The sequence below is a fragment of the Microbacterium sp. zg-B96 genome (assembly GCF_030246865.1).
Taxonomy (GTDB): Bacteria; Actinomycetota; Actinomycetes; order Actinomycetales; family Microbacteriaceae; genus Microbacterium.
In genome coordinates this window covers 1,501,169-1,522,718 of the sequence record NZ_CP126738.1, presented here as the reverse complement: position 1 = coordinate 1,522,718, position 21,550 = coordinate 1,501,169, and the positions used below count along the sequence as shown (strand labels likewise).

Sequence of the window (21,550 nt, the reverse complement as noted above, 5' to 3'; positions counted from 1 at the left end):
GTTGGGGTGATCCTACGAAGTCGTTTCAGGCTCTTCCGATGGCGCTTGCAGGGAACGCACAAACGCGTCGGTGATCACCTGTGCGGTTCGTTCAATCTGCCAGCGACGCGCACCCTGCGCGGCCAAGGCGGCCGAGACGGATGCCGCGTCGAGCGGTTCCGGCGGCGTCCAGGCGACGCGGCGCAGCGTGTCGGGCGTCAGCAGGTTCTCCGTCGGCATCCCGAGCTCTTCGGCGACACGCTCGATCTCCGGTCGGGCCGCCTTGAGGCGGGCGTCGGCGGCGGGATTGCGGTCCGCCCAGGCCCGGGGCGGCGGCATGCTGTCGCCCGGGACGCGTTCCGGCGGCAGCGCCTCGTCGGCGCGACCGGCCTCGATCGCCGCCCACCATCGGTCCAGCTGCGAGCGACTGGCCCGCCCGGTGAAGTCCTTCACCTTCGCGAGGTCTGCTTTGGTCGCCGGGTCCGCCAGCACGGCGGCCACGAGGGCGCGGTCGGGCACGAGTCTGCCGGGGGAGACGTCCTGCTCGCGGGCGTAATCCTCGCGTGCGGTCCACAGCGCCCGCGCCACCGCGAGGCCACGCCGCCCTCGCACCGTGTGCAGTCCGCTCAGGCGCCGCCACGGCTCTTCGCGCGGGGGCTTGGGGGCACGCTCCAGCACGGCTTGGAATTCCTCCGCGGCGAGCTCGGTCTTACCCTGCTCATCGAGCTCGGCAACCAGCACGTCGCGCACGTCCACGAGCAGCAGCACGTCGAGCGCGGCGTACTCCAGCCATGCCTGCGGCAGCGGCCGGGTGGACCAGTCCGCGGCGGAGTGCGCCTTGTCCAGAGTGATGCCCAGGGTGTCCTCGACCACGGCGCCCAGCCCCACCCGCTCGTGGCCCAGCAGCCGCGCGGCGAGCTCGGTGTCGAAGATCGACGGGGGCTCCAGACCGATCTCCCGCAGCGAGGGAAGATCCTGGCTCGCGGCGTGCAGAATCCACTCCTCGCCGCCGATGGCATCCTGCAACGGGGTCATGTCGCCGATGGCGGGCGGATCGAACAGGTACACCCCGGCGTCGCGCCGGAACACCTGCACCAGGTACGCGCGCTGGGAGTAGCGGAAGCCGCTAGCCCGCTCCACGTCGACGGCGACGGGACCGTCGCCGTCGGCCAGTGCCGCACACGCGGCAGCGAGCCCCGCGGCATCCTCGATGACGACGTACTCAGCCACGTGCACCTCGGCGCGGTCCAAACACTGCAATCTCCTCCGACCCGGGCGGCAAACCCGCCAGCATACAAACCAGTTCACCCCACGCCTGGACGTGCTGGACGATGTCGCTGGACGGCGACCAGGACGCGCGCAGCTCGATCTGGGCGCCATCGCCCTGATCGGCCAGCGTGCCGAAACCTTTGGAAAGCGTCTTGGTGGCGGTGCCGGATGCCGCCTCATACTTCGCACTGCGGGACTCAAGTGCGTCGACCAGCCATGACCAGGCCACATCGGCCAGCATCGGATCGGTGCCGATCTCGGTCTCCAGGGGCGCTTGCGCGAAGCAGACGATGCGCCACGGACCACCCCACGCGTCGACGTCGGTGTCGTCGTGCAGCAGGATGAAGCGCCCGGTGCCGTAGGGGGAGTCGACCCCGTGCTGCTCGGGTCGCACGTCGCCGGCGAGGGCGATGGCGTCGGGGGCCAGCCCGCTGGGCGCAGGGATCTCGCGCACGACGAAGTCGGAACGGAAGGCGAGCGAACGCACCCGCTCCGCTGCTTCAGCGAATGCGGGCGGTCCCGCCGGAGGGCGCGGATCATCCACGTCGACAGACTAGAGTGAGGCCACCATGATGGCCTCCAGGCGCGCCGTCCCGCCCGGCGCCTCCCTCTCTGCCCTGATCCTCGTGCGTGCACTCGTGGTCACCCTTGTCGCCGCCCTGACCGGGGTGATCGGCGCGATGGGCGTGCTGGCGGTGCGGATGGCACGTCGCGTGGTCACCCCCGCCGGCCGGGTGCCCGACACCAAGATCGTCGATCTGGACACCGCCGCTCAGACCATCACCCTCTCGCGCACCGCCGACACCGCGCTGCCCGGCAGGTATGGCCTCTTCACGACCGGCACCGCGCAGTACATCAAGCTCGGCTCGGTGCTCTCCGAGGACGCCTCGACGGTCAAGCGCAAGCTCCTCACGCACGTACCCGCCGAGGCGCATCTTTCCTCCGAGGCCGCGTTCAGCGGCTGGTACTTCGACGACCCCACCCAGCTGCAGCTGCCGTTCACCTCCGAACTGATCGGCGGACCGCTCGGCCCATGCCCGGCGTGGCTGTTCCCGGCGGCCGAGTCCGCCGACACCTGGGTCGTGCAGGTTCACGGCCGCGGCACCACCCGCGCGGAGTGCCTGCGCGCTGTGCCGGTGTTCCACGAAGCCGGGATCACCTCCCTGCTGGTGTCGTACCGTAACGACGGCGAAGGGCCGCGCAGTCGCAGCGGCACCTATGCGCTGGGCGCGACGGAGTGGCGCGACGTGGATGCGGCGGTGGGCTTCGCCCGCAGACGCGGCGCGAAGCGCGTGGTGCTGATGGGCTGGTCGATGGGCGGCGCGATCGCGCTGCAGGTGGCGCTGAACTCCGCGCACCGCGACCTCATCGTCGGTGTCGTCCTGGAGTCACCCGTCATCGACTGGCGCATCGTGCTGGGCTACCAGGCCAAGCAGTTGAAGGTGCCCGAGCCGGTCACCCAACTGGCGATCGGCGCGCTGCGCGCCGACTGGGCGACCACCGTCACCGGTGCCGGCGCGCCCATCCCGTTCGACCGCCTCGACGTGGTCGCCCGGGCGGGGGAGCTGCGGCATCCGATCCTCATCCTCCACAGCGACGATGACGGATTCGTGCCCTCCGACGCCTCCCACGATCTGGTGGTCGCCCGCCCGGACCTGGTGGAGTTCGAAGTGTTCGACGTGGCGCGCCACACGAAACTGTGGAATTACGACCAGCAGCGCTGGAACAACCGCATCCTGACGTGGCTGCGCGCGCACGGCATGACGTCGGTGCAGACCCCCTCGTACGACTAGCGGCGACCCGAGGCGCCTCGCGCGACTACGATCGACACCCATGACCACCACCGGCACGGGCATCGTGCGTCTGATCGAACGCCAGCCCCAGGTCACCGGCGATGAGATGATCGCCTCGCTCGTCCCGCCGCCCCAGTTCGATGACGCGACGTTCGAGACCTACCGGTCAGATCATGCCTACCCGTCGCAGCAGGACGCGAAGGAAACGCTCATCGCGTTCTCCGGCGGGGGTGCACCCGCAGCGCGCGGCGGCCTGTTCCGCCGGGCGAAGAAGACGCCCGAGCTCAAGCCAGGCGTATATCTGGACGGCGGCTTCGGTGTCGGCAAGACCCACCTGCTCGCCGCGATCTACCATGCGGTGCCCGCGCACCGGAAATACTTCGGCTCCTTCATCGAGTACACCGCGCTGGTCGGGGCGATCGGCTATCAGAAGACCGTCGAGCTGTTCCGTGGCGCTGATCTGCTGTGCATCGACGAGTTCGAACTCGACGACCCGGGCGACACGATGGTCATGACCCGGCTGCTCGGCGAGCTCGTGGCATCCGGCACCCGGCTGGCGGCGACATCGAACACGCCGCCGAACGCGCTGGGCGAAGGTCGCTTCGCCGCACAGGACTTCCTCCGCGAGATCCACGCGATGTCGGCGAGCTTCCAGACTCTGCGCATCGACGGCACCGACTACCGCCAGCGCGCCGTCGACGGGCACGCGGTGGTGCTCACCGACGCCGAGTACGAGCGGGTGCTGGCGGATGCCGCCACCACCGGCCCCGCATCCGACGACCGGTTCGCGGCGGTCGTGGCCCACCTGGCCACCGTGCACCCCTCCCGCTACATCCGGCTCATCGAGGGGCTGTCGGCGGTCGGGCTGCGGGATGTGACGCAACTGGACGACCAGTCCGCGGCGCTGCGTTTCGTCGCCTTCGTGGACCGTGCCTACGACGCGCAGATCCCCCTTCGAGCCACCGGCACTCCGCTCGATCAGGTGTTCGGTGACGAGATGCTCGCCGGTGGGTACCGCAAGAAGTACCTGCGCGCCATCTCCCGCCTCGTGGCCCTCACGCACTCCTGACCCATCCGGGGCCGCGTTCCGGGCGGGACGAAACGTGATGTTTACCGCGGATGCCACTGCGTAACCAACGCGAAACACGACCTGCACGCTGATAGTAACGGCGCCTGGCGAGACTGGGCGAACACGAAGCGGCCACCCGTACCCATCCGCGACGTGTCCCTGTCACTGATCAATGTGAGGTAACACCTATGGACGCACCCGGCAACATCGCCTGGGGGATCATGGCCACCGCGCTCGTGCTATTCATGACGCCCGGTGTCGCCTTCTTCTACGGCGGTCTGGTCAAGGCCAAGAGTGTCGTCAGCATGATGATGATGAGCTTCGGAGCTCTCGGACTCATCAGCGTGCTGTGGATTCTGTACGGCTTCAACATGAGCGCGGTCGGCAGCACGTGGGAGTTCTCGGGCAACCCGTTCAGCGACTTCGCCCTCAGCGGCCTCGCTTCGGGTGAGGGCGCGAACACGTCGCTCATCGGCGTCGCGTACGGCGCAACCTTCGCGATCATCACGGTCGCGCTCATCTCCGGTGCGATCGCCGACCGGGCCAAGTTCGGCTCGTGGATGCTGTTCGCCGGTCTGTTCGCGACCATCGTCTACTTCCCCGTCGCCGCGTGGGTGTGGGGTGGCGGCTGGATCTTCAACCTCGGCACCAGCATGGGCTTCGGCACGGAGGTCATCGACTACGCCGGTGGCACCGCGGTGCACATCAACGCCGGCGCCGCAGCCCTCGCCCTGGCGCTGGTCCTCGGCAAGCGCATCGGTTTCCAGAAGGGCATCCACAAGCCGCACAACGTGCCGCTCGTCATGCTGGGCGCCGCGATCCTGTGGTTCGGCTGGTTCGGGTTCAACGCCGGTGCCGAGTGGCTGTCCGAGGACATGGGCGGCGTCGGCCTCATCGGGATCAACACGCTCGGCGCCACGGCCGCTGCCGTGCTCGGCTGGGTCATCGTCGAGAAGCTCAAGGACGGCAAGGCCACGTCGATCGGTGCGGCATCGGGTGCGGTCGCGGGTCTGGTCGCCATCACCCCGGCCTGCGCCAACCTGTCGCCGGGCTGGGCGCTGCTCCTGGGCATCATCGCGGGTGCGGCCTGCGCCCTCGCGATCGAGCTGAAGTGGAAGCTGGGCTTCGACGACTCGCTCGACGTCGTCGGCATCCACCTCGTCGGTGGCCTCATCGGCACGATCTACCTCGGCTTCTTCGCCACCGACACCGGCCTGTTCGTCGGTGGCAACGCGGAGCAGCTGCTGCTGCAGGTCATCGCCGCACTCGGTGTCATGGTCTACTCCTTCGTCGTCGCCGGCATCCTCGGCTTCGCGATTCAGAAGACGCTCGGCTTCCGCATCAAGAACGAGGACGAGATCGCCGGTGTCGACACGGTCGTGCACGGCGAAGAGGGTTACGCCCTCGCCGACTGACCTTCAGTCCACACCTGCAGGGGCGTCGCGGCTTGGCCGCGGCGCCCCTGTCGCGTGTCCGGGGCTCGCCGGCGCGCTCGGGGTCGCTGGCCGCGGCATCCGTCGCCGGATACGCCCCCCCCCCCCGGAACCCGGGTTCTGCGCCCGATACGCGCCCCAAACCCCGCGGAACCCGAGTTCGGTGCCCGATACGCGCCCCAAACCCCGCGGAACCCGAGTTCGGTGCCCGATACGCGCCCCAAACCCCGGCCGTGTGGCACCGGGGGACGCTGCGGGGTCGGGGGATAGGGTGGCGCCGTGAGTACGCGCGGCTTCCTGCAGCGCCTCGCGTCGCTGCTGCGGCCGTCGAGGCGCCCGATCTCCCGAGTGGGCACGGACGAGACGCCCGGCCGGTCGGGAGCCACCGCCACCATCGGCCTTGCCCCGCCCGCGGCGCTGCGCATCGCGTACTCGCCCGACCCGGACGGCGAACCCGACGCGGGTGAAGTCGTGTGGACGTGGGTGCCGTATGCCGAGCGAGACGGCCGCGGCAAGGACCGCCCGGTCCTCGTGATCGCCCCGCAGAACGCCGACCGTGTCTACGCGCTGCGGCTGACCAGCACGCCGCACGACGGCGAAGCGGGCTTCGTGCCGATCGGCGCGGGGGAGTGGGACTCGAGAGGAAGGCCATCCTGGGTCGACGTCGGCCAGCTCTACAGCGTGCACACCGCGGGGATGCGCCGAGAGGCGGCAGCCCTCGACCGCGGCACGTTCGTCCGCGTGGCGGCGGCGTTGCAGCGCCGGTACGGCTGGAAGGTCGCCGGGTGAGGCGCACCGCGAGCGTCGATGCGCTCCGGGCGACCAACCCGCAGCTCACCGGCTGAGGGGAGCGGTCCGGCTCAGTGGACCGCGTTGACGACACCGGTGATCAGGACCGCGATGATCGTGGTCCAGCCGATGATCGCTACGGCCTGCCACACCAGGATGCGCACCTTTGCCACGCCGACAGCGGCGAGCATGGTCGCCGTGAACTGGGTCGGCAACAGCAGGGGGCCGAGCAGGCTCACCCCGGGGACGCCGTAGCGGTCCAGGGCGCGCAGGAACTTCGCGCGGCGCGTCGGGTTCCCGCCGAGATTCTCGGCCGGCGCGGCGGGATCGAGCTCGGGCGAAGCGGCACCGCCGACGGGGACGACCTCACGCGCGTGAACGCTACGGCGGGTGACCACCGCCGCCCGCGCGCCGGAGCCGAGCAGCACCAAGACCGCGACGCAGAGGAAGTTGCCGAGGGCGCCGGCGATGACGGCGACGACGGGGTGGATGCCGCCGATGATGCCGATGGCGGCCGCGCCCTCGCCCTCGATGAACGGCACGGCACCGGCGGCAGCGAGGATGAGCGGCTGGACGAGGTCGGGCACCTGCGCGACGAGGTCCTGGAAAGTGTCGATGAGGCTCATGTTCTGCTCCTGGTGAGGCGATGAGGGCAACCGTGCTGCGATGGCGGCGCGGTGATGATCACAGTCCACCGCTTCGGCTGGGCGGCCGGAAGTGTCGCTCTGTCACCGCTGCAGGTGCGGTCTGCACGCGGCATCCATGACATTTGTCATGCGCTCTAGGGTGGACGAGTGACCCGCACCTCCGCGCCCGCCGCCGGCTCCTCCGCGCCCGGGGGAGCGGCGCTGACCAGGGGCATCAACGCCACGTGGTGGTACACGGTTTCGGCGATCCTGCTGTTCGAACTGATCCTTGTCATGGTCTGGTTCTCGGCGCTCGGGGAGGCGGGGGTGGATGCCTGGGCCGTGCTCGCCGTCGGGCTCGGCGCCCTGGTGTGGTGCGCCTCGACTGTGGCGCTGATGGTGGACTACCGGCATCGCACCGAGGGTGCGCCCGTCGCAAGCTGGCGCAGAGCGCTTGCGCCACTGGCGATCGCCGCCGCCTACGGCGTCGTGGTGTGGATCGCCAGCGGAAGCTGGGCCATCGCACTGCTGCCGCTCGTGCAGTCGGTTGTGCTGCTGAACTGGCCCGCGGGCGTGCGCCTGCGCGTGGTGCTGGCGGCGACGCTTCTGCTCGCCGGGTTGTGGGTCATCGACGCGCGCTTGGGCTTCGGGCAGGTCGGCGTTATCACCGCGGAGCCCAGCTGGTGGCTCGTGGGGTTCTACACCACGTTCCTTCCCCTGATGACGGTCCTGTCGCTGTGGTGGTGGGACGTGCTCATCGCCCTCGACCGTGCCCGCGCCTCCGAGGCCAAGCTCGCCGCCACGCAGGAACGCCTGCGCCTGGCGACCGACGTCCATGACCTCCAGGGCCACCACCTGCAGGTCATCGCCCTGCAACTCGAGCTGGCCGAGCGCCTGATGTCGCGCGATCCCGCCGCATCGTTGCAGCACCTGCAGACGGCTCGCGCCAGCGTCGACGAGGCGCGGCAGGGTACCCGGGACCTCGCCATGCGCTTCCGGTCGGTGCCACTGCGAGACGAACTCGCCAACGCCGTGGATCTGCTGCGTGCGGCCGGTACGGACGCCGACGTGACAGTGGACGAGGATGCCGACCGCGCGCCGGCCGACGTGATCGGCCCCGTCATCCGCGAGACCACCACGAACGTGCTCCGCCACGGCGGCGGGGGATGGGCACGGCTCTCTCTCACCCGGGATGCATCGTCGTGGCGGTACGCGATCTCCAACGACGCAACCGATGCCGCGCCGGCGCAGGACGGCGCGGGCTTGGCCGGGCTGAGCCGTCGCGCCACCGATGCCGGCGGCACACTCGATGTGCGACGCGGGGACGGCGAGTTCAGTGTGACGATGACCGTGCCCGCGGGCGGTCGCCGATGATCCGGGTGCTGCTCGCGGACGACGAGGTCATGATCCGATCCGCCCTCGCGGCGCTGCTGCGCCTGGAGGATGACATCGATGTCGTCGCGGAGTGCGCCGACGGCCGGCAGGCAGTGGCCGAAGCGCTGCGGCTGCAACCCGATGTCTGCCTGCTCGACCTGGAGATGCCGCACCTGGACGGCGTGCAGGTGGCGGAGCGGCTCAAACGCACCGCGGCGACGCGGTGCATCATCGTGACCCGTCACGCCCGTCCCGGTGTGCTGCGCCGTGCACTGGCTTCAGGCGTCGCAGGGTTCCTGCCCAAGTCCCGCGACGCCGACGAGGTCGCTGCCGTCATCCGGCGGGTCGCGGCAGGGGCGAGATACGTGGACCCCGAGATCGCCGCGGATGCGCTGAGTGATGAGCGCTGTCCGCTGACGGCGCGCGAGCTCGACGTGCTGCGTGCGGGCCGCCGCGGGGAGACGTCGGAGCAGATCGCCCGCACGCTGTCGCTCGCTCCCGGCACGGTACGCAATCACGTGTCCGCCGTGCTGGCAAAGCTCGCCGTCGACTCCCGCCAGCAGGCCACCCTGGCGGCAGAGGAGCGCGGCTGGCTCTGAAGGTGCCGCGGCATCCGTCCAGATCCGGCGCCGCAGCCGGCATCCATCGCGCGTGCAGGTGCCGTCGCTAGAGTGGGCGGTCGGCCCGAGGTATCCGTCTCGCAGCTTTTTACCCGACCGCGAGGACACCCGTGAGCCTGATCCGCCTGAACGACGTGAGCATCGAATTCGACGGGAAACCGGTGCTGCGGGAAGCCTTCCTCAAGCTGCGCCAGGGTGACCGCATCGGCCTCATCGGCAAGAACGGCACCGGCAAGACCTCGTTCCTCGAGATCGTGCTCGGTCGGCGGGAGCCGTCCGGTGGCACCGTGTCGGTGACGCTCGGCACCACGATCGGGTACTTCTCGCAGTTCTCCGAGCTCGACGGCGAGCAAAGCGTGCAACAGACGCTCAGCGGCCACTTCGCAGCGGTGCACGAAACCCAGGCCCGCCTCGACGAGATCGGCGCGCAGCTGGCGGAGCCGATGACGGATGCCGCGATGACCCGCCTCCTCGCCGAGCAGGGCGAGCTGTTCGAGCGCATGGATGCCGTCGGTGGCTGGACCTACGAGAACACGATCGACACGGTGCTCACGAGCCTCGGGTTCGACCAGGAGCGCCGGCACTTGCCCGTCGGCCGGCTTTCCGGCGGGTGGCGCAACCGCGCCGCGCTCGCGCTCATCCTGGTGCAGGCCCCGGATGTGCTGCTGCTGGACGAGCCGACCAACTTCCTCGACCTCGACGGCGTGCGCTGGATCGAGGGGTGGCTCGGCGGGTTCCCCGGCGCGGTGCTCGTCGTCTCGCACGACCGGCAGTTCCTCGACGGCGTGGTCACCCGCATCGTCGAGATCGAAAACCTGCGACTGCAGGACTACGAGGGCAACTACTCCGCCTATGTCCACGCGAAGCAGTCGCGGCTGAAGATGCTCGAGCGCCAGTTCGCCCACGAGGAGGAGCTGCTCGCCTACGAGCAGGCAGCCTCCACCGCGCGGCGGGAAGCGGCCCGCAACCCCTCGAACGCGGTAACCCGGCGCCTCGCCGACATCAAGAAGCGCCAGGCGCCTCGTCCGATCGACCAGATCATCACCGGCATCTACGACGGGCTGCGGGTCAGCAACGACCTGCTGACGGTCACCGGGCTGGCGAAGGGCTTCAACGGCACGCCGCTGTTCGAAGGGCTCTCGTTCGACCTGCAGCGCGGCGACCGGGTCGCGGTGCTGGGCTCGAACGGATCCGGAAAGTCGACGCTGCTCGATGTCCTCACCGGTGAGACCGAAGCGGATGCCGGCACGGTGCGCTGGGCCAAGGGGGCACGGTTCATCTCGTACAACCAGGTCTTCGCCGAGCTGGATCTGACGGACAGCGTGGGACACGCCGTCAACGCCTACCCCGACTCGCTCGCGTTGACGGCGACGAAGAAGAGCGTGAACCGGTTCCTCGCGATGCTGCAGTTCTCCGAGGCCGATCTGCAGCAGAAGATCGGCACCCTGTCGGGCGGTCAGCGCGCGCGTGTCGCGATCGCGCAGTGCCTGCTGTCGGGGGCAGCGGTGATCATCCTCGACGAGCCGACCAACCACCTCGACATCACCTCCACGCAGGTGATGGAACGCGCGCTGACTCATTTCCCGGGCGCGGTGATGGTGGTCAGCCACGACCGGTTCTTCGTCGACAAGCTCGCCGACAGGCTGCTCGTGTTCGACGGATCGCCGCAGGTCATCGAGACTCCGGCTACCGGGGCACTGTGAGGCATCCGCTCTGAAATGACGAACACCCCCGGCGAACCGGGGGTGTTCTGTTGTGGGCGATACCAGACTCGAACTGATGACCTCTTCCGTGTGAAAGGCAACTACACCGCCGTGATTACGCTGTTCTCCGCGGAAAACCGGGGAATCCTTGTGGTTGGTGGTGGCCCAGAGCGGCGCGATGTGACGCGGGTTGTGGGCAAATTGTGGGCAAGCAATGGGATCCGGGCTCCTGCGCGAGCGTGCGGGGCTGTCGGCCACAAGGCTGGGCTTGTGGGCACTGTGAATCGGCCTGACTTTCGTTCCTATCGGATCGCTTGTCCGGCAGGTGCCGGTTGGGCTGATTCCAGGTCAGCGTAGTACGCGTCCTCGACCTCGAACGGGGTGCGCATGTCGAGCTCGCCGTGGAGGCGCTGGTTGTTCCACCACCAGACGTACTCGAGGGTCGCCAGCTCGACCTGCTCGACGGTCCGCCAGGGTCCGCGTTGGCGGATCAGCTCGGTCTTGTAGAGGTTGTTGACCGCCTCGACCATGGCGTTGTCGAAGCTGTCGCGGACGGTTCCGGTTGAGGGCACGGCGCCGAGCTCGACGACGCGGTCGGTGTAGACCATCGCCATATAGTTCGAGCCGTGGTCCGGGTGGTGGGTCAGCCCGGTGAGGTCGCCGCCGGCTCCCCAGGCGGCCATGTCAAGCGCCTGCAGCGGCAGGATCTCGGCCTTCAGGGTGGCGGCGACGTTCCAGCCGCAACGGCCCGACCAACGCCCACCGCGCAATCACCCGACATAGGGAGACACGCCTAGTCGAGATGAGTCGACTCGGTCAGGCACGTGAGGAACGAGCGCACCACGCCAAGAGGCGCGGAGTCGGCCATCGCGGCCAGCAGCGATGTGGTCGGCGAACTGGATATCGGCAGCACCCGCACCTCTTCCGGACAGAACCGGGAGACTGACTCGGGGAGGATGGAGACGCCGACGCCGGCCGCGACGAGGTTAACCACCGTCTCCTGATGGATCGCCTGCTGGATCACCCTGGGCGTGCGACCGGTGGGGGTGAAGATGCTGAGCACCTGCGCGACGAAGCCGGGCATCAGCCGACGGGGGAAGAGGATCATCGGCTCGTCGACCAGCTGCTCTGGCGTGACCACGTCGTGCTCGGCGAGTGGGAAGAAGGCGGGCACCAGAGCGACGAGCGACTCGGCGAAGAGCTCAAGCGTATGTAGGCCCCTTGTATCGCCTCCGTCGCCGCGGATCAGGCCGATGTCGAGCCTGCCCGCGCGTAGTGCCTCGACCTGCTCGCCGCTGGTGAGGGGATCCAGCGCCAAGCGGACGTTCGGGAAGCGGGATCGGAACAGGCTGACCGCCCTCGGGATGGCCGTGTAGCTGGCGGAGCTGATGAATCCGACACGGATGCTGCCACGCACCCCTTCGTGGATCTCCCTCGTCTCGTCGACGATCACGTCGATGTCGGCCAACAGTGAGCGCGCCCGGTCCCGCAGATGCGCACCAGCCGGTGTCAGCTTCACCTGCCGCGTCGTGCGCTGGAAGAGTTGGACGCGAAGATCCTGCTCCAAGCGGCGGATCTGCGCGCTCAGCGGAGGCTGACTCATGTTCAGCTCCGCGGCCGCGCGTCCGAAGTGCAACTCGTCCGCGACGGCCAGGAAGGACCTCAGCTGCCGTAGTTCCATGACGAGATTATGTCACTTAAGCGAATGAATCAACGAGCGATTGATATTGGACACGTCTTTGTGGATGTGAGGTACTGGCTTAGCCCGCTCGTCCCCATCTCAAAGGAGAGGTCATGGACTACACGCCTTACACGTTTCTCACGGATCTGGGATGGATATCCATCCTGCTGCTCGTAGGTAAGCTCGTGCGAGCCTTCGTGCCCTTCGCGCAGCGGCTCATGCTGCCCTCGGCCATGACCGCTGGCATCCTTGGCGTCATCTTCGGACCGGGATGGCTCGATCTGATCCCGTTCTCCGATCAGCTTGGCACCTACAGCGCCATCCTGATCGCCGTCGTCTTCGCCGCGATGCCCTACAGCGAGAGCTTCGGCAAGGTCTCCAAGGGCGCGCGCACGATGTGGGCCTACTCCACGGCAATGTACGTGCTGCAATGGGGGCTCGCGCTGCTGTTCAGCTTCACCGTACTCGCCCTGTTCTTCAACCTTCCCGACGCCTTCGGACTCATGCTGCCGGCCGGCTGGGCGGGCGGCTTCGGCACCGCGGCCGCCATCGGCGGCTCACTCGAGCACGCGGGCTTCGAGGGTGCGACGAGCCTGGGGTTCACGTCGGCCACCATGGGCGTGTTCGTGTGCATCATCGGCGGCCTCGCCATCGCACGCTGGGGAGCCACGACCGGAAAGACTACGGAGTCGCTGCGACCCGACGAGCTGCCCAGCGAGATGAAGACCGGGCTCATCTCCCTCATCGGCAAGCGCCCCTCCATCGGCACCGCGACCTCGTCGCCCTCGAGCCTTGATTCGCTCGCCCTCCACTTCGCCGTGATAGCTCTCACCACCTTCCTCGGATATGTGCTCGTGACCGGCATCAACGCCGTGTTCCCGATGGTGTCGATCCCGCTCTTCGGGGCGGCGTTCGCCGTCGGTCTCGTCGGCCGCCTCATCGTTCAGCGCACGCGCGCCAAGCGCTACATTGACTCCCAGACCGTCGGGTCGCTGTCCGGCTCCGCCACGGATTTGCTGGTCGCCTTCGGCATCGCATCGATCGTCCCGGCGATCGTCCTCGATTACGCCCTCCCGCTCGGCATCCTGCTAGCCTTCGGCCTCGTATACTGCATCCTCATCTTCCGGTTCCTGACTCCGAAGATGTTCGGGCAGGCGTGGTTCGAGCGCGGACTCTTCAGCTGGGGATGGTCGACGGCGTCCGTCGCCACCGGCCTCGCGCTGCTCAAGATCGTTGACCCGCGCGGCAAGAGCAGAACCATAGAGGACTACAGCCTCGCGTACGTCGGCTTCGCTCCCATCGAGATCGCGATGGCCATCGTCGCACCCGTACTGGTCACCACCGGGTTCGGCTGGCCCTACATCATCACCTGCCTGGTCACCGGCGTCGCGGTCATCGTCCTGGCGTTCGCGCTCGGATGGACCAGGAGCACCCCCGCGCCGCTCGACAACGTCGCAGTCGCCACCAAGTAAGGAACGAAATGAGCAGCACCATCATCATCGGCGCGGGCGCCGTCGGCTCCGCACTCGCCTACTACCTGAGCAAAGAGGGTGAGGACGTCACGGTCATCGACGGCGGCGGCGTCGCCGAGGGAACAACGTCGGCGTCGTTCTCGATGCACATCGCCACTCGCAAGACCCCGCGTCAGCATTTCGACCTGGCGATGGAGAGCGGGCAGGAGCACCTGCGGCTGCTCGAAGCGTTGGACATCCCGCTCGACTCGTCCGAGTCGTGGGTGCATCCCGCCTCAGTGTACGAATGGCCGATCGACGAGTACGAGTCCGAGCTGATCTCGTCCCGCGTCGAGCGGGTGCAGGAGTGGGGACACCCTGCACGGTGGATCAGCACCGAGGAGTTCGGCGAGTTGGAACCGCAATTGCGCGTCGATGGCGATGCCGACCGCGTCGCGATGTACCCCGACTCGTACTGGTATGACGCCCCGCTGTTCGCGCGGACACTTACGCAGCGCGCGGCTGCGACCGGCGCGCGGTTCGAGACCGGCCGGCGCGTGGTCGGCATCGAACGCGGAGACGACGGCGTCGACGTCATCGTAGAAGGCGGCGACCGCTACCGCGCTGACCGAGTGTGCATCGCGGCCGGCGCAGCCGCCGCCGAGATCGCCCAGCTCGCAGGATTCACCGTACCTGTAAATCGGGTTCCTGGCCTTGTGCTCACCTCCGAGCCGGTCGAACCGGGCCTCATGAACGGCATCCTGCTGCACCCGCGCGTGAACCTGCGGCCAGCACCCGGCGGCCGGCTTACTCTGCAGTCCTACTCCGAGGAGGCACACGTGCGCGAGGACTCGGATGCCGCGCACATCGCCCAGCTCACGGACCGCATCGCCACCCTTACCGAGCAGATCCTCCCCGCATTCGCGGGAACCGGCATCGCCGACGCCGCCATCGGCATCCGCCCGGTCCCGGCCGACGGACTGCCGATCGTCGGGCCTTTGGATGAGCGTGGGCAGGTGGTCATAGTGTCAGCACACTCCGCGATCAACCTGGCACCTGTCCTCGCGAAGCGGGCCACCGGAGAGCTCATCACTGGTACGGGCGACGACACGCTCGCCCCGTTCCGCCCCGGCAGGAGCACACTGACCGACCCCAGCTCGGGCGAGGTGGATGAAAGCTCGAGGGAGATGCAGCGGATGTATGTCGAGAGCCGATCCGCCGCCCTCCCGCAGGCGTGAGTGGTCTCAAGAGGAGAATACGATGAGTGCACAGTCCACGACTCCTCCGGCGCTGCGTGTAGGCAGGACCGCCGCCGAGGCGACGTCCGCGCGAGTCGCGGGCTTCATCCGCGGGCTGGAGAGGACGGACGTCCCCGACGAGGTAATCGAGCGCATCGCCTGGCTCTGCTTGGACGCACGAGCATGCGCCCACGCGGGTCGCATGCTGACGGGGCCCCGGGTGATGGCGGAGTTCGCCGCGGAGAACCTCGCCGGCGACCGGGCGACCTCCCTCCTCGACGGCTGGCGACTCTCCGCTCCCGGAGCCGCCCTGGTGAACGGCACACTGATGAACGCGCTCGATCTCGATGACGGGCATCCGCTCGCCAAGGGGCATCCGGGCGGCGTCGTGATCCCCGCCGCCCTGGCGGTCGCGGAGTTGACCGGGGCGAACGCGCAGGAATTCGCCCTGTCGGTATTGATCGGCTACGAAGTCGGCATCCGCGCCGCCATCCATCAGCAGGAGTGGCTGGGCAACTACCACAGCTCAGGCAGCTGGGGCGCGATCGGTGCGGCGGCTGCGGCCTGCCGGCTGCTCCGCCTCGATGAGGACCAGATCGAGAACGCCCTCGGACTCGCCGAGTACCACGCACCCCTCGACCTAGTGATGAACGCCGTCGTCGATCCCGCGATGGCGAAGGATGCAATGGGATGGGGCGCGCACGTCGGCGTCTCCAGCGCGCTGCTCTCCGCCCGCGGGTTTACGGCCACGCGGAGCACCGTCGTCGCCGCGATGGCGCACGAGGAGTTCGGCGCGACGTGGGAGACCGATCGGATGTACGTCAAGCCGTATCCATGTTGCCGCTGGGTGCATCCGGCACTGGATGCCGCGGTGAGCATACTGCAGATGGCCGGCCTTCCCCTTCTCGACGCCGCCGCAGTGGAGAGCGTCGAGATCTGTACCTTCGACCACGCCGCGGCACTGTCGGTATCGCAGCCGACCTGCTCCGAAGAGGCGCAGTTCAACTTGCCGTGGCCAGTCGCGTGCATGCTCAGCACCGGGCGGTTCGACGTGGAATCCGTTACCGACGGTGTCCACGACCCGCGCGCCGCTGCGCTGCTCCCGAAGGTGCATGTCGTCGTCGACCCGGGGTTGAGCAGCGCCTTCCCGGCCGCGCGGCGCTCGCAGGTGATCGTCACGTTCGGCGATGGCACGCGGATCGCATCCGGGCTCTTCACCGCCCGAGGCGACGCGGGCGACAGCGAATGGCGCGGCATCATCACCGAAAAATATCGGCAGTATGTCAGCCCCGAATTCAGGATGGACGATCTCAGCATCGCCCGCCTTGTGAGTCCTGATGCGCAGCACGCGAGTGCTGACCCCGGTGCCATGCTGTCCTTCGGTGTGAGCGCTCGTGAACCCGCGGTCGTCGGCGACTGACAGCGGCCCATCGATCACACCGAGGCGGCGCTGATCGCAGAACGGCCTCGACCGAAAACCCGCCACTTGGGGGAATCCCCGACTCCCGGCGGGTTCCAGCTGGTGTTCTGCGACCTCGGCACCCCCAACTCCGGTAACTCCCGCACGTACGGGCGTCTGCGGCGAGCGCTCGTGGACGAGGGTGTCCCCGCCCGCGCCATCCGGTTCGTCCACGAGGCGACCACCGACAAGGCCCGTGCCGCTCTGTTGCTGCATGCCGCGACGGGGAAGTGTCCTTCCTCATCGGCAGCACACCGAAGATGGGGATGGGTACGAACCTCCAGACCCGCCTCACCGACCTGTGGCACCTGGACGGCCCGTGGCTGCCGAGCGAGATGGTGCAGCGTGACGGCCGGGGCAACCGGCACGGGAATCTCTCCGGGAGCCTCAACATCCACCGTCTGGTCACGGAGGGGTCCTTCGACTGCTACGTCTGGCAGGCCCTCGAACGCAAGAGCCGGTCCTTCGACGCGCTGTACGCGTCGGGTGCCTCCACGCGGGAGCTGGAAGATGTCTCCGGCGCGACCGTCAGCTATGGCGAGGTGAAGGCGCTGGCCACGGGCAACCCGCTGCTTCTCGAGCAGGCCAACGCCCGCACGGAGATCAAGCGTCTCCGCCTGGTGCGCGCGGTGCACCTTCAGGGTGTCACCACCGCCAAGCGCAACGCTGAGCAGGCGACCCAGCTCGCCGGCGGCCTGCGCCGTCAGGCGGGGATGCTGTAGCTCTCCCCGGTCTCCACGAGCATGGCGAACCGGTCGACGAGTGCGCCGTGCGGAGTCGGGGAGCCCGGAGCCTCAATACCCTTGATTTTCCGCGGATGATTCGTGGTGGGCGATACCAGACTCGAACTGATGACCTCTTCCGTGTGAAGGAAGCGCGCTACCAACTGCGCCAATCGCCCGTCGCCCCGAGGGGCCTGAATGAGCATACCGGATGCCGCGGCCGGCAACGAACCAACGGGCGAGACACGCGCGGGGCGCGCGGGTTTTGCACTCGGCAATTAGTCGGCTAAAGTCATTCAAGTGCCGGAGCGATCCGGTGCAGAATGCGGATGTAGCGCAGTTGGTAGCGCACAACCTTGCCAAGGTTGGGGTCGCGAGTTCGAGTCTCGTCATCCGCTCGAGTGTACGGAACCTCTCCGGGGGTTCCATGGCACGTGGGGTCAAACCACACGGTGGCGTGGCCGAGCGGCTAGGCACCGGCCTGCAAAGCCGTTTACACGGGTTCGAATCCCGTCGCCACCTCCACTCAGAACTCAACAGCCCTTACGGGCGCGATTGGCGCAGCGGTAGCGCGCTTCCCTGACACGGAAGAGGTCACTGGTTCGATCCCAGTATCGCGCACCACCGAAAACCCCCGGCTCGCCGGGGGTTTTTCGTTTCCGCTCCCGCATCGCCTGGCGAGCCGGACGCGTCAGCTCCGGCGCCTCACCGCACGGGAGACACAGAGGGCTGCGACGAGCGCCCACGCACCCCAGGCCACCCACACGCCGGCGACGCCGAGCATCGGGCCGCTGTCGCAGTGGGTCGCGGCGGGATCGGCGGAGTCGTAGCACGTGCCCACCGTGGTGCTCGTGACGAAAAGAACGACAACGCCCAGGACGACCGGCAACACGAGCCACACCCAGCGGCCCGATGCGCGATCCCGCGGCAGCCCCTCGATCATGCGACAGACGCTACCGTCCCGTCCTGCGAGAAACCATTTCTCGGTCGAGACATCACGCGTCGCGTGGTTTTTCGTCCGAGAAGTGGTTTCTCGAACGCATGCGACGGACGGATGCCACCCGCCCGCACGCGATACCCGCGGGGCTAGGCTCGGCGCATGGCCCACCTCGTGCTCACCATCGTCGGCGACGACCGCGCGGGTCTCGTACAGACCCTCGCCGACACCGTTGCCACCCACGGCGGAAACTGGGAACGCAGCGAAATGGCCGAGCTCGCCGGGGCCTTCGCCGGGATCGCGCTCGTTTCGGTCCCAGACGACCGGGTCGACGCACTGCGAGCGGCGCTGGACGGACTCGGCGGACTGCTGCGCATCACGACGCACGAGAGCAGTGCGCGGGCGGATGCCGCGACCCGTCACGTGACCTTCACGGTGCTGGGCAACGACCGCCCGGGCATCGTCCGCGACGTCACCGGGACCCTTGCCGCGCGGGGTCTCAGCATCGACAGCTTGACCAGCCGCACCCTCGACGCACCGATGGCAGGGGGCACGCTGTTCGAAGCGATCCTCGCGGTACGGGTGCCGCCCGGCGTCGAGACCGCCACGATCACCGAGGACCTCGAGCGGCTCGCCGGGGAGATCCAGGTGGATCTCGCCGTCACCGACGTCTGACCCCGCGTCGGCCCCGTCGCGCACCCGGCTAGAATCATGCCCATGGAACTGAGCCGGACGACCGTTGCGACCGTCGTCGCGGCCACCGGCACGCGAACGCTTCAGGCCTGAGCGGGCAGGGCGCGCGTCGTCCGAAGCTGAGCAGCCATTGTTCCGAGCCACCTTCTGGAGAAGTTCCTGTGACTGACGTGTCTAGCCCCGTCGACGGTTTCGCCCTGTTCCCCGACCGCTCCGTCGTCGCGCTGCGCGTGAACGGCGAGCTCAAGGACCTCGCGACGGTCGTATCCGACAGCGACGATGTGGAACCGGTCCACATCGACAGTCCCGATGGCCTGGCGATCCTGCGCCACTCCACGGCGCACGTGCTCGCCCAGGCGGTGCAGCGGATCAACCCGCAGGCCAACCTCGGCATCGGCCCGCCGATCGAGAACGGCTTCTACTACGACTTCGGTGTCGCCGAGCCCTTCACCCCGGAAGACATCAAGGCCATCGACAAGGAGATGCAGCGCATCGTCCGCGAGGGCCAGCGGTTCGTCCGCCGTGTCGTCACCGACGAGGAGGCCCGTGTCGAACTCGTCGACGAGCCGTTCAAGCTCGAGCTGATCGGCCTCAAGGGCGGATCGAAGGATGCCGCCGAGGGCGCGTCCGTCGAGGTCGGCGCCGGCGAGCTGACGATCTACGACAACGTCAACCGCGACGGCGAGACGGTCTGGAAGGACCTCTGCCGCGGCCCGCACCTGCCCAGCACCCGCATGATCGGCAACGGCTGGGCACTGCAGCGCATCGCCGGCGCCTACTGGCGCGGCAGCGAGAAGAACCCGCAGCTGCAGCGCATCTACGGCACCGCGTGGCCGACCAAGGACGAGCTGCGCGCGTATCAGCAGCGCCTCGAAGAGGCCGCCAAGCGCGACCACCGCAAGCTCGGCAAGGAGCTGGACCTGTTCTCGTTCCCCGACGAGATCGGGTCGGGCCTGTCGGTGTGGCATCCCAAGGGCGGTGTCATCCGCGGCGAGATGGAACAGCACGCCCGCCGCCGGCACATCGAGGGCGGCTACACCTACGTGTACACCCCGCACATCTCCAAGGAAGACCTCTTCCTGCAGTCCAATCACCTCGTCACGTACCGCGAGGGGATGTTCCCGCCCATCCACATGGATGAGGAGCGGGATGCCGACGGCAACATCACCAAGCACGGCCAGGACTACTACCTGAAGCCGATGAACTGCCCGATGCACATCCTCATCTACAAGGAGCGGGCACGCAGCTACCGCGACCTGCCGATGCGGCTCGCCGAGAACGGCACCGTCTACCGCAACGAGCTCTCCGGGGCGCTGCACGGCCTCACCCGGGTGCGCGGGTTCACGCAGGACGACTCGCACCTGTTCGTCACGCCCGACCAGCTCGAGTCGGAGACGACCCGCGTGCTGGAGTTCGTCATCTCGATGCTGCGCGACTTCGGTCTGACCGATTTCGAGCTCGAGCTGTCGATGCGCGACGACGAGAAGGAGAAGTGGATCGGCAGCGAGGAGTTCTGGGAGTACTCCACCAACGCCCTCCGCAACGTCGCGCTGGCCAGCGGGCTCAAGCTCACCGAGGTCCCCGGCGAAGCCGCGTTCTACGGCCCCAAGATCGATCTGAAGACCCGCGATGCGATCGGCCGCACCTGGCAGCTGTCCACCGTGCAGGTGGACCCCAACCTGCCCGAGCGCTTCGGCCTGGAATACACCGGGCCCGACGGCGAGAAGCACCGCCCGATCATGATCCACCGCGCCCTGTTCGGGTCGATCGAGCGCTTCTTCGCGATCCTGCTGGAGCACTTCGCCGGAGCCTTCCCGGTGTGGCTGGCTCCCGTGCAGGTCGTGGGCATCCCCGTCGCCGCCGAGTACGGCGACTATCTCGGCGGAATCGTCGACCAGCTGCGCCTGCAGGGCGTGCGGGCCGAGGTCGACCACTCCGACGACCGGATGCAGAAGAAGATCCGCACCCACACCACGCAGAAGGTGCCGCTGCAGCTGATCGCGGGGGAGCAGGACCGCTCCGCAGGCACCGTGTCGTTCCGCTTCCGCGACGGCACGCAGACCAACGGGGTCCCCGTCGACGACGCGATCGCCCTGGTGCTGCGCGCCATCGCCGAGCGGACCCTCGTCGACACGGCGGAGGACCTGGCGTGAGCGACGAGGAACTCGTCGACGCGGCGACCCTCCCGGGCGTGCCCGACGAGTTCCAGCGGCTGTGGACGCCGCACCGGATGGCGTACATCCGGGCCGGTGCCGACGCGATGCGCGCCGCGTGCCCCTTCTGCGCCGCCCCGGACATGTCGGATGCCGATGGCCTCATCGTGCACCGCGGGCGCACCGCGTACGTGCTGCTGAACCTGTTCCCGTACAACTCCGGTCACCTGCTGGTGTGCCCCTATCGCCACGTCGCCACGTACGACCAGGCGACGGCGGAGGAGGTCGCCGAGATCGCCGAGCTGACCCAGACGGGCATGCGGGTGCTGCGAGAGGTGTCGCGCTGCGACGGCTTCAACATCGGAATGAACCAGGGCGCCGTCGCCGGTGCCGGGGTGGACGAGCACCTGCATCAGCACATCGTGCCGCGGTGGGCGACGGATGCGAACTTCTTCCCGATCATCGCCAAGACCAAGGCCCTGCCACAGCTGCTCGGCGAGGTGCGCGAGGCGGTTTCCACAGCGTGGTCAAGCGGTAGCGGCGAACGCCGCTAGCCTGGCG

At 68.4% G+C, this 21,550-nt stretch carries 20 protein-coding genes and 4 tRNA genes; 17 read left to right on the top strand and 7 right to left on the bottom strand.

The window, feature by feature from the left end; genetic code table 11:
- Positions 1–12: 12 nt before the first annotated feature.
- Both QNO11_RS07035 and QNO11_RS07030 read right to left on the bottom strand, forming a co-directional pair.
- On the bottom strand, positions 13–1,209 hold the full coding sequence (locus QNO11_RS07035; protein WP_257509781.1) for a ribonuclease D: 1,197 nt from the start codon (positions 1,207–1,209) through the stop codon (positions 13–15).
- Positions 1,202–1,792, bottom strand: a complete 591-nt coding sequence (locus QNO11_RS07030; protein ID WP_257509782.1) for a DUF3000 domain-containing protein — start codon at positions 1,790–1,792, stop codon at positions 1,202–1,204. Before QNO11_RS07030 ends, QNO11_RS07035 begins: the two co-directional genes overlap by 8 nt.
- 25 nt (positions 1,793–1,817) lie before the next feature.
- On the opposite strand from QNO11_RS07030, the gene QNO11_RS07025 reads away from it, so the two are divergent.
- The 4 genes from QNO11_RS07025 (at position 1,818) to QNO11_RS07010 (ending at position 6,332) form a co-directional block, all read left to right on the top strand.
- Complete coding sequence (locus QNO11_RS07025) at positions 1,818–3,041, top strand: alpha/beta hydrolase family protein (protein WP_257509783.1); 1,224 nt, start codon at positions 1,818–1,820, stop codon at positions 3,039–3,041.
- A 40-nt stretch (positions 3,042–3,081) separates the two neighbouring features.
- Positions 3,082–4,110 (top strand): cell division protein ZapE, encoded by a 1,029-nt coding sequence (gene zapE / locus QNO11_RS07020; protein WP_257509784.1) that lies wholly within the window; start codon positions 3,082–3,084, stop codon positions 4,108–4,110.
- A 188-nt stretch (positions 4,111–4,298) separates the two neighbouring features.
- Positions 4,299–5,525 (top strand): ammonium transporter, encoded by a 1,227-nt coding sequence (locus tag QNO11_RS07015; RefSeq protein WP_257509785.1) that lies wholly within the window; start codon positions 4,299–4,301, stop codon positions 5,523–5,525.
- A gap of 297 nt (positions 5,526–5,822) precedes the next feature.
- Positions 5,823–6,332: a type II toxin-antitoxin system PemK/MazF family toxin gene (locus QNO11_RS07010; RefSeq protein WP_257509786.1), complete on the top strand. Its 510-nt coding sequence runs from the start codon at positions 5,823–5,825 to the stop codon at positions 6,330–6,332.
- Between the two features lie 71 nt (positions 6,333–6,403).
- On the opposite strand, the gene QNO11_RS07005 is transcribed toward QNO11_RS07010, so the two are convergent.
- Complete coding sequence (locus QNO11_RS07005) at positions 6,404–6,958, bottom strand: small multidrug efflux protein (RefSeq protein WP_257509787.1); 555 nt, start codon at positions 6,956–6,958, stop codon at positions 6,404–6,406.
- Positions 6,959–7,126: 168 nt separating this feature from the next.
- Between QNO11_RS07005 and QNO11_RS07000 the strand changes: the two genes are divergently transcribed.
- The 3 genes from QNO11_RS07000 to QNO11_RS06990 all read left to right on the top strand — a co-directional run bounded on the left by QNO11_RS07000 (position 7,127) and on the right by QNO11_RS06990 (position 10,655).
- Positions 7,127–8,332 carry a sensor histidine kinase gene (locus tag QNO11_RS07000; protein ID WP_257509788.1) on the top strand — a complete coding sequence of 402 codons (1,206 nt, stop codon included), beginning with the start codon at positions 7,127–7,129 and terminating at the stop codon, positions 8,330–8,332.
- Positions 8,329–8,931 carry a response regulator transcription factor gene (locus QNO11_RS06995; protein WP_257509789.1) on the top strand — a complete coding sequence of 201 codons (603 nt, stop codon included), beginning with the start codon at positions 8,329–8,331 and terminating at the stop codon, positions 8,929–8,931. The genes QNO11_RS07000 and QNO11_RS06995 overlap by 4 nt, the downstream gene beginning before the upstream one ends.
- A 131-nt stretch (positions 8,932–9,062) precedes the next feature.
- A complete protein-coding gene (locus tag QNO11_RS06990) occupies positions 9,063–10,655 on the top strand; it encodes an ABC-F family ATP-binding cassette domain-containing protein (protein ID WP_257509790.1) in 1,593 nt (530 codons plus the stop codon).
- Between the two features lie 302 nt (positions 10,656–10,957).
- On the opposite strand, the gene QNO11_RS06985 is transcribed toward QNO11_RS06990, so the two are convergent.
- Positions 10,958–11,338, bottom strand: a complete 381-nt coding sequence (locus QNO11_RS06985; protein WP_285169882.1) for an integrase core domain-containing protein — start codon at positions 11,336–11,338, stop codon at positions 10,958–10,960.
- Between the two features lie 110 nt (positions 11,339–11,448).
- Positions 11,449–12,336 (bottom strand): LysR family transcriptional regulator, encoded by an 888-nt coding sequence (locus QNO11_RS06980; RefSeq protein WP_257509792.1) that lies wholly within the window; start codon positions 12,334–12,336, stop codon positions 11,449–11,451.
- Positions 12,337–12,449: 113 nt separating this feature from the next.
- Here QNO11_RS06980 and QNO11_RS06975 point away from each other — a divergent pair, with 113 nt between their 5' ends.
- From QNO11_RS06975 to QNO11_RS06960, 4 genes are all read left to right on the top strand, one after another.
- Positions 12,450–13,808: a sodium/glutamate symporter gene (locus QNO11_RS06975; RefSeq protein ID WP_257509793.1), complete on the top strand. Its 1,359-nt coding sequence runs from the start codon at positions 12,450–12,452 to the stop codon at positions 13,806–13,808.
- Positions 13,809–13,816: 8 nt separating this feature from the next.
- Positions 13,817–15,025 (top strand): NAD(P)/FAD-dependent oxidoreductase, encoded by a 1,209-nt coding sequence (locus QNO11_RS06970; RefSeq protein WP_257509794.1) that lies wholly within the window; start codon positions 13,817–13,819, stop codon positions 15,023–15,025.
- A 22-nt stretch (positions 15,026–15,047) separates the two neighbouring features.
- Entirely contained in the window at positions 15,048–16,445 is a 1,398-nt protein-coding gene (locus QNO11_RS06965) for an MmgE/PrpD family protein (protein ID WP_257509795.1), read from the top strand.
- Positions 16,446–16,750: 305 nt separating this feature from the next.
- Complete coding sequence (locus QNO11_RS06960) at positions 16,751–17,206, top strand: hypothetical protein (protein WP_257509796.1); 456 nt, start codon at positions 16,751–16,753, stop codon at positions 17,204–17,206.
- A gap of 103 nt (positions 17,207–17,309) precedes the next feature.
- Here QNO11_RS06960 and QNO11_RS06955 read toward each other — a convergent pair.
- Positions 17,310–17,385, bottom strand: a tRNA-Val gene (locus QNO11_RS06955).
- A gap of 146 nt (positions 17,386–17,531) precedes the next feature.
- Here QNO11_RS06955 and QNO11_RS06950 point away from each other — a divergent pair.
- From QNO11_RS06950 to QNO11_RS06940, 3 genes are all read left to right on the top strand, one after another.
- Positions 17,532–17,604 (top strand) — tRNA-Gly (locus tag QNO11_RS06950).
- A 53-nt stretch (positions 17,605–17,657) separates the two neighbouring features.
- Positions 17,658–17,731 (top strand) — tRNA-Cys (locus QNO11_RS06945).
- A gap of 24 nt (positions 17,732–17,755) precedes the next feature.
- Positions 17,756–17,830: transfer RNA gene (locus tag QNO11_RS06940), tRNA-Val, on the top strand.
- A gap of 67 nt (positions 17,831–17,897) precedes the next feature.
- On the opposite strand, the gene QNO11_RS06935 is transcribed toward QNO11_RS06940, so the two are convergent.
- A complete protein-coding gene (locus tag QNO11_RS06935; RefSeq protein WP_257509797.1) occupies positions 17,898–18,149 on the bottom strand; it encodes a hypothetical protein in 252 nt (83 codons plus the stop codon).
- 156 nt (positions 18,150–18,305) lie between these two features.
- Here QNO11_RS06935 and QNO11_RS06930 point away from each other — a divergent pair, with 156 nt between their 5' ends.
- From QNO11_RS06930 to QNO11_RS06920, 3 genes are all read left to right on the top strand, one after another.
- Positions 18,306–18,818: a glycine cleavage system transcriptional repressor gene (locus tag QNO11_RS06930; RefSeq protein ID WP_257509798.1), complete on the top strand. Its 513-nt coding sequence runs from the start codon at positions 18,306–18,308 to the stop codon at positions 18,816–18,818.
- A gap of 179 nt (positions 18,819–18,997) precedes the next feature.
- Complete coding sequence (gene thrS / locus QNO11_RS06925; RefSeq protein ID WP_257509799.1) at positions 18,998–20,989, top strand: threonine--tRNA ligase; 1,992 nt, start codon at positions 18,998–19,000, stop codon at positions 20,987–20,989.
- Positions 20,986–21,543: an HIT family protein gene (locus tag QNO11_RS06920; protein WP_257509800.1), complete on the top strand. Its 558-nt coding sequence runs from the start codon at positions 20,986–20,988 to the stop codon at positions 21,541–21,543. The genes thrS and QNO11_RS06920 overlap by 4 nt, the downstream gene beginning before the upstream one ends.
- Positions 21,544–21,550 lie beyond the last annotated feature (7 nt).

Excerpts from the sequence above, each read along its gene's own strand:
- QNO11_RS06935 (WP_257509797.1), bottom strand. The coding sequence starts at position 18,149 with ATGATCGAGGGGCTGCCGCGGGATCGCGCATCGGGCCGCTGGGTGTGG.
- QNO11_RS06970 (WP_257509794.1), top strand. The coding sequence starts at position 13,817 with ATGAGCAGCACCATCATCATCGGCGCGGGCGCCGTCGGCTCCGCACTC.
- QNO11_RS06995 (WP_257509789.1), top strand. The coding sequence starts at position 8,329 with ATGATCCGGGTGCTGCTCGCGGACGACGAGGTCATGATCCGATCCGCC.
- zapE (WP_257509784.1), top strand. The coding sequence starts at position 3,082 with ATGACCACCACCGGCACGGGCATCGTGCGTCTGATCGAACGCCAGCCC.
- QNO11_RS06930 (WP_257509798.1), top strand. The coding sequence starts at position 18,306 with ATGGCCCACCTCGTGCTCACCATCGTCGGCGACGACCGCGCGGGTCTC.
- QNO11_RS06985 (WP_285169882.1), bottom strand. The coding sequence starts at position 11,338 with ATGGCCGCCTGGGGAGCCGGCGGCGACCTCACCGGGCTGACCCACCAC.
- QNO11_RS06975 (WP_257509793.1), top strand. The coding sequence starts at position 12,450 with ATGGACTACACGCCTTACACGTTTCTCACGGATCTGGGATGGATATCC.
- QNO11_RS07015 (WP_257509785.1), top strand. The coding sequence starts at position 4,299 with ATGGACGCACCCGGCAACATCGCCTGGGGGATCATGGCCACCGCGCTC.
- QNO11_RS06960 (WP_257509796.1), top strand. The coding sequence starts at position 16,751 with ATGGGTACGAACCTCCAGACCCGCCTCACCGACCTGTGGCACCTGGAC.
- QNO11_RS06980 (WP_257509792.1), bottom strand. The coding sequence starts at position 12,336 with ATGGAACTACGGCAGCTGAGGTCCTTCCTGGCCGTCGCGGACGAGTTG.
- QNO11_RS07005 (WP_257509787.1), bottom strand. The coding sequence starts at position 6,958 with ATGAGCCTCATCGACACTTTCCAGGACCTCGTCGCGCAGGTGCCCGAC.
- QNO11_RS07025 (WP_257509783.1), top strand. The coding sequence starts at position 1,818 with ATGATGGCCTCCAGGCGCGCCGTCCCGCCCGGCGCCTCCCTCTCTGCC.
- QNO11_RS06965 (WP_257509795.1), top strand. The coding sequence starts at position 15,048 with ATGAGTGCACAGTCCACGACTCCTCCGGCGCTGCGTGTAGGCAGGACC.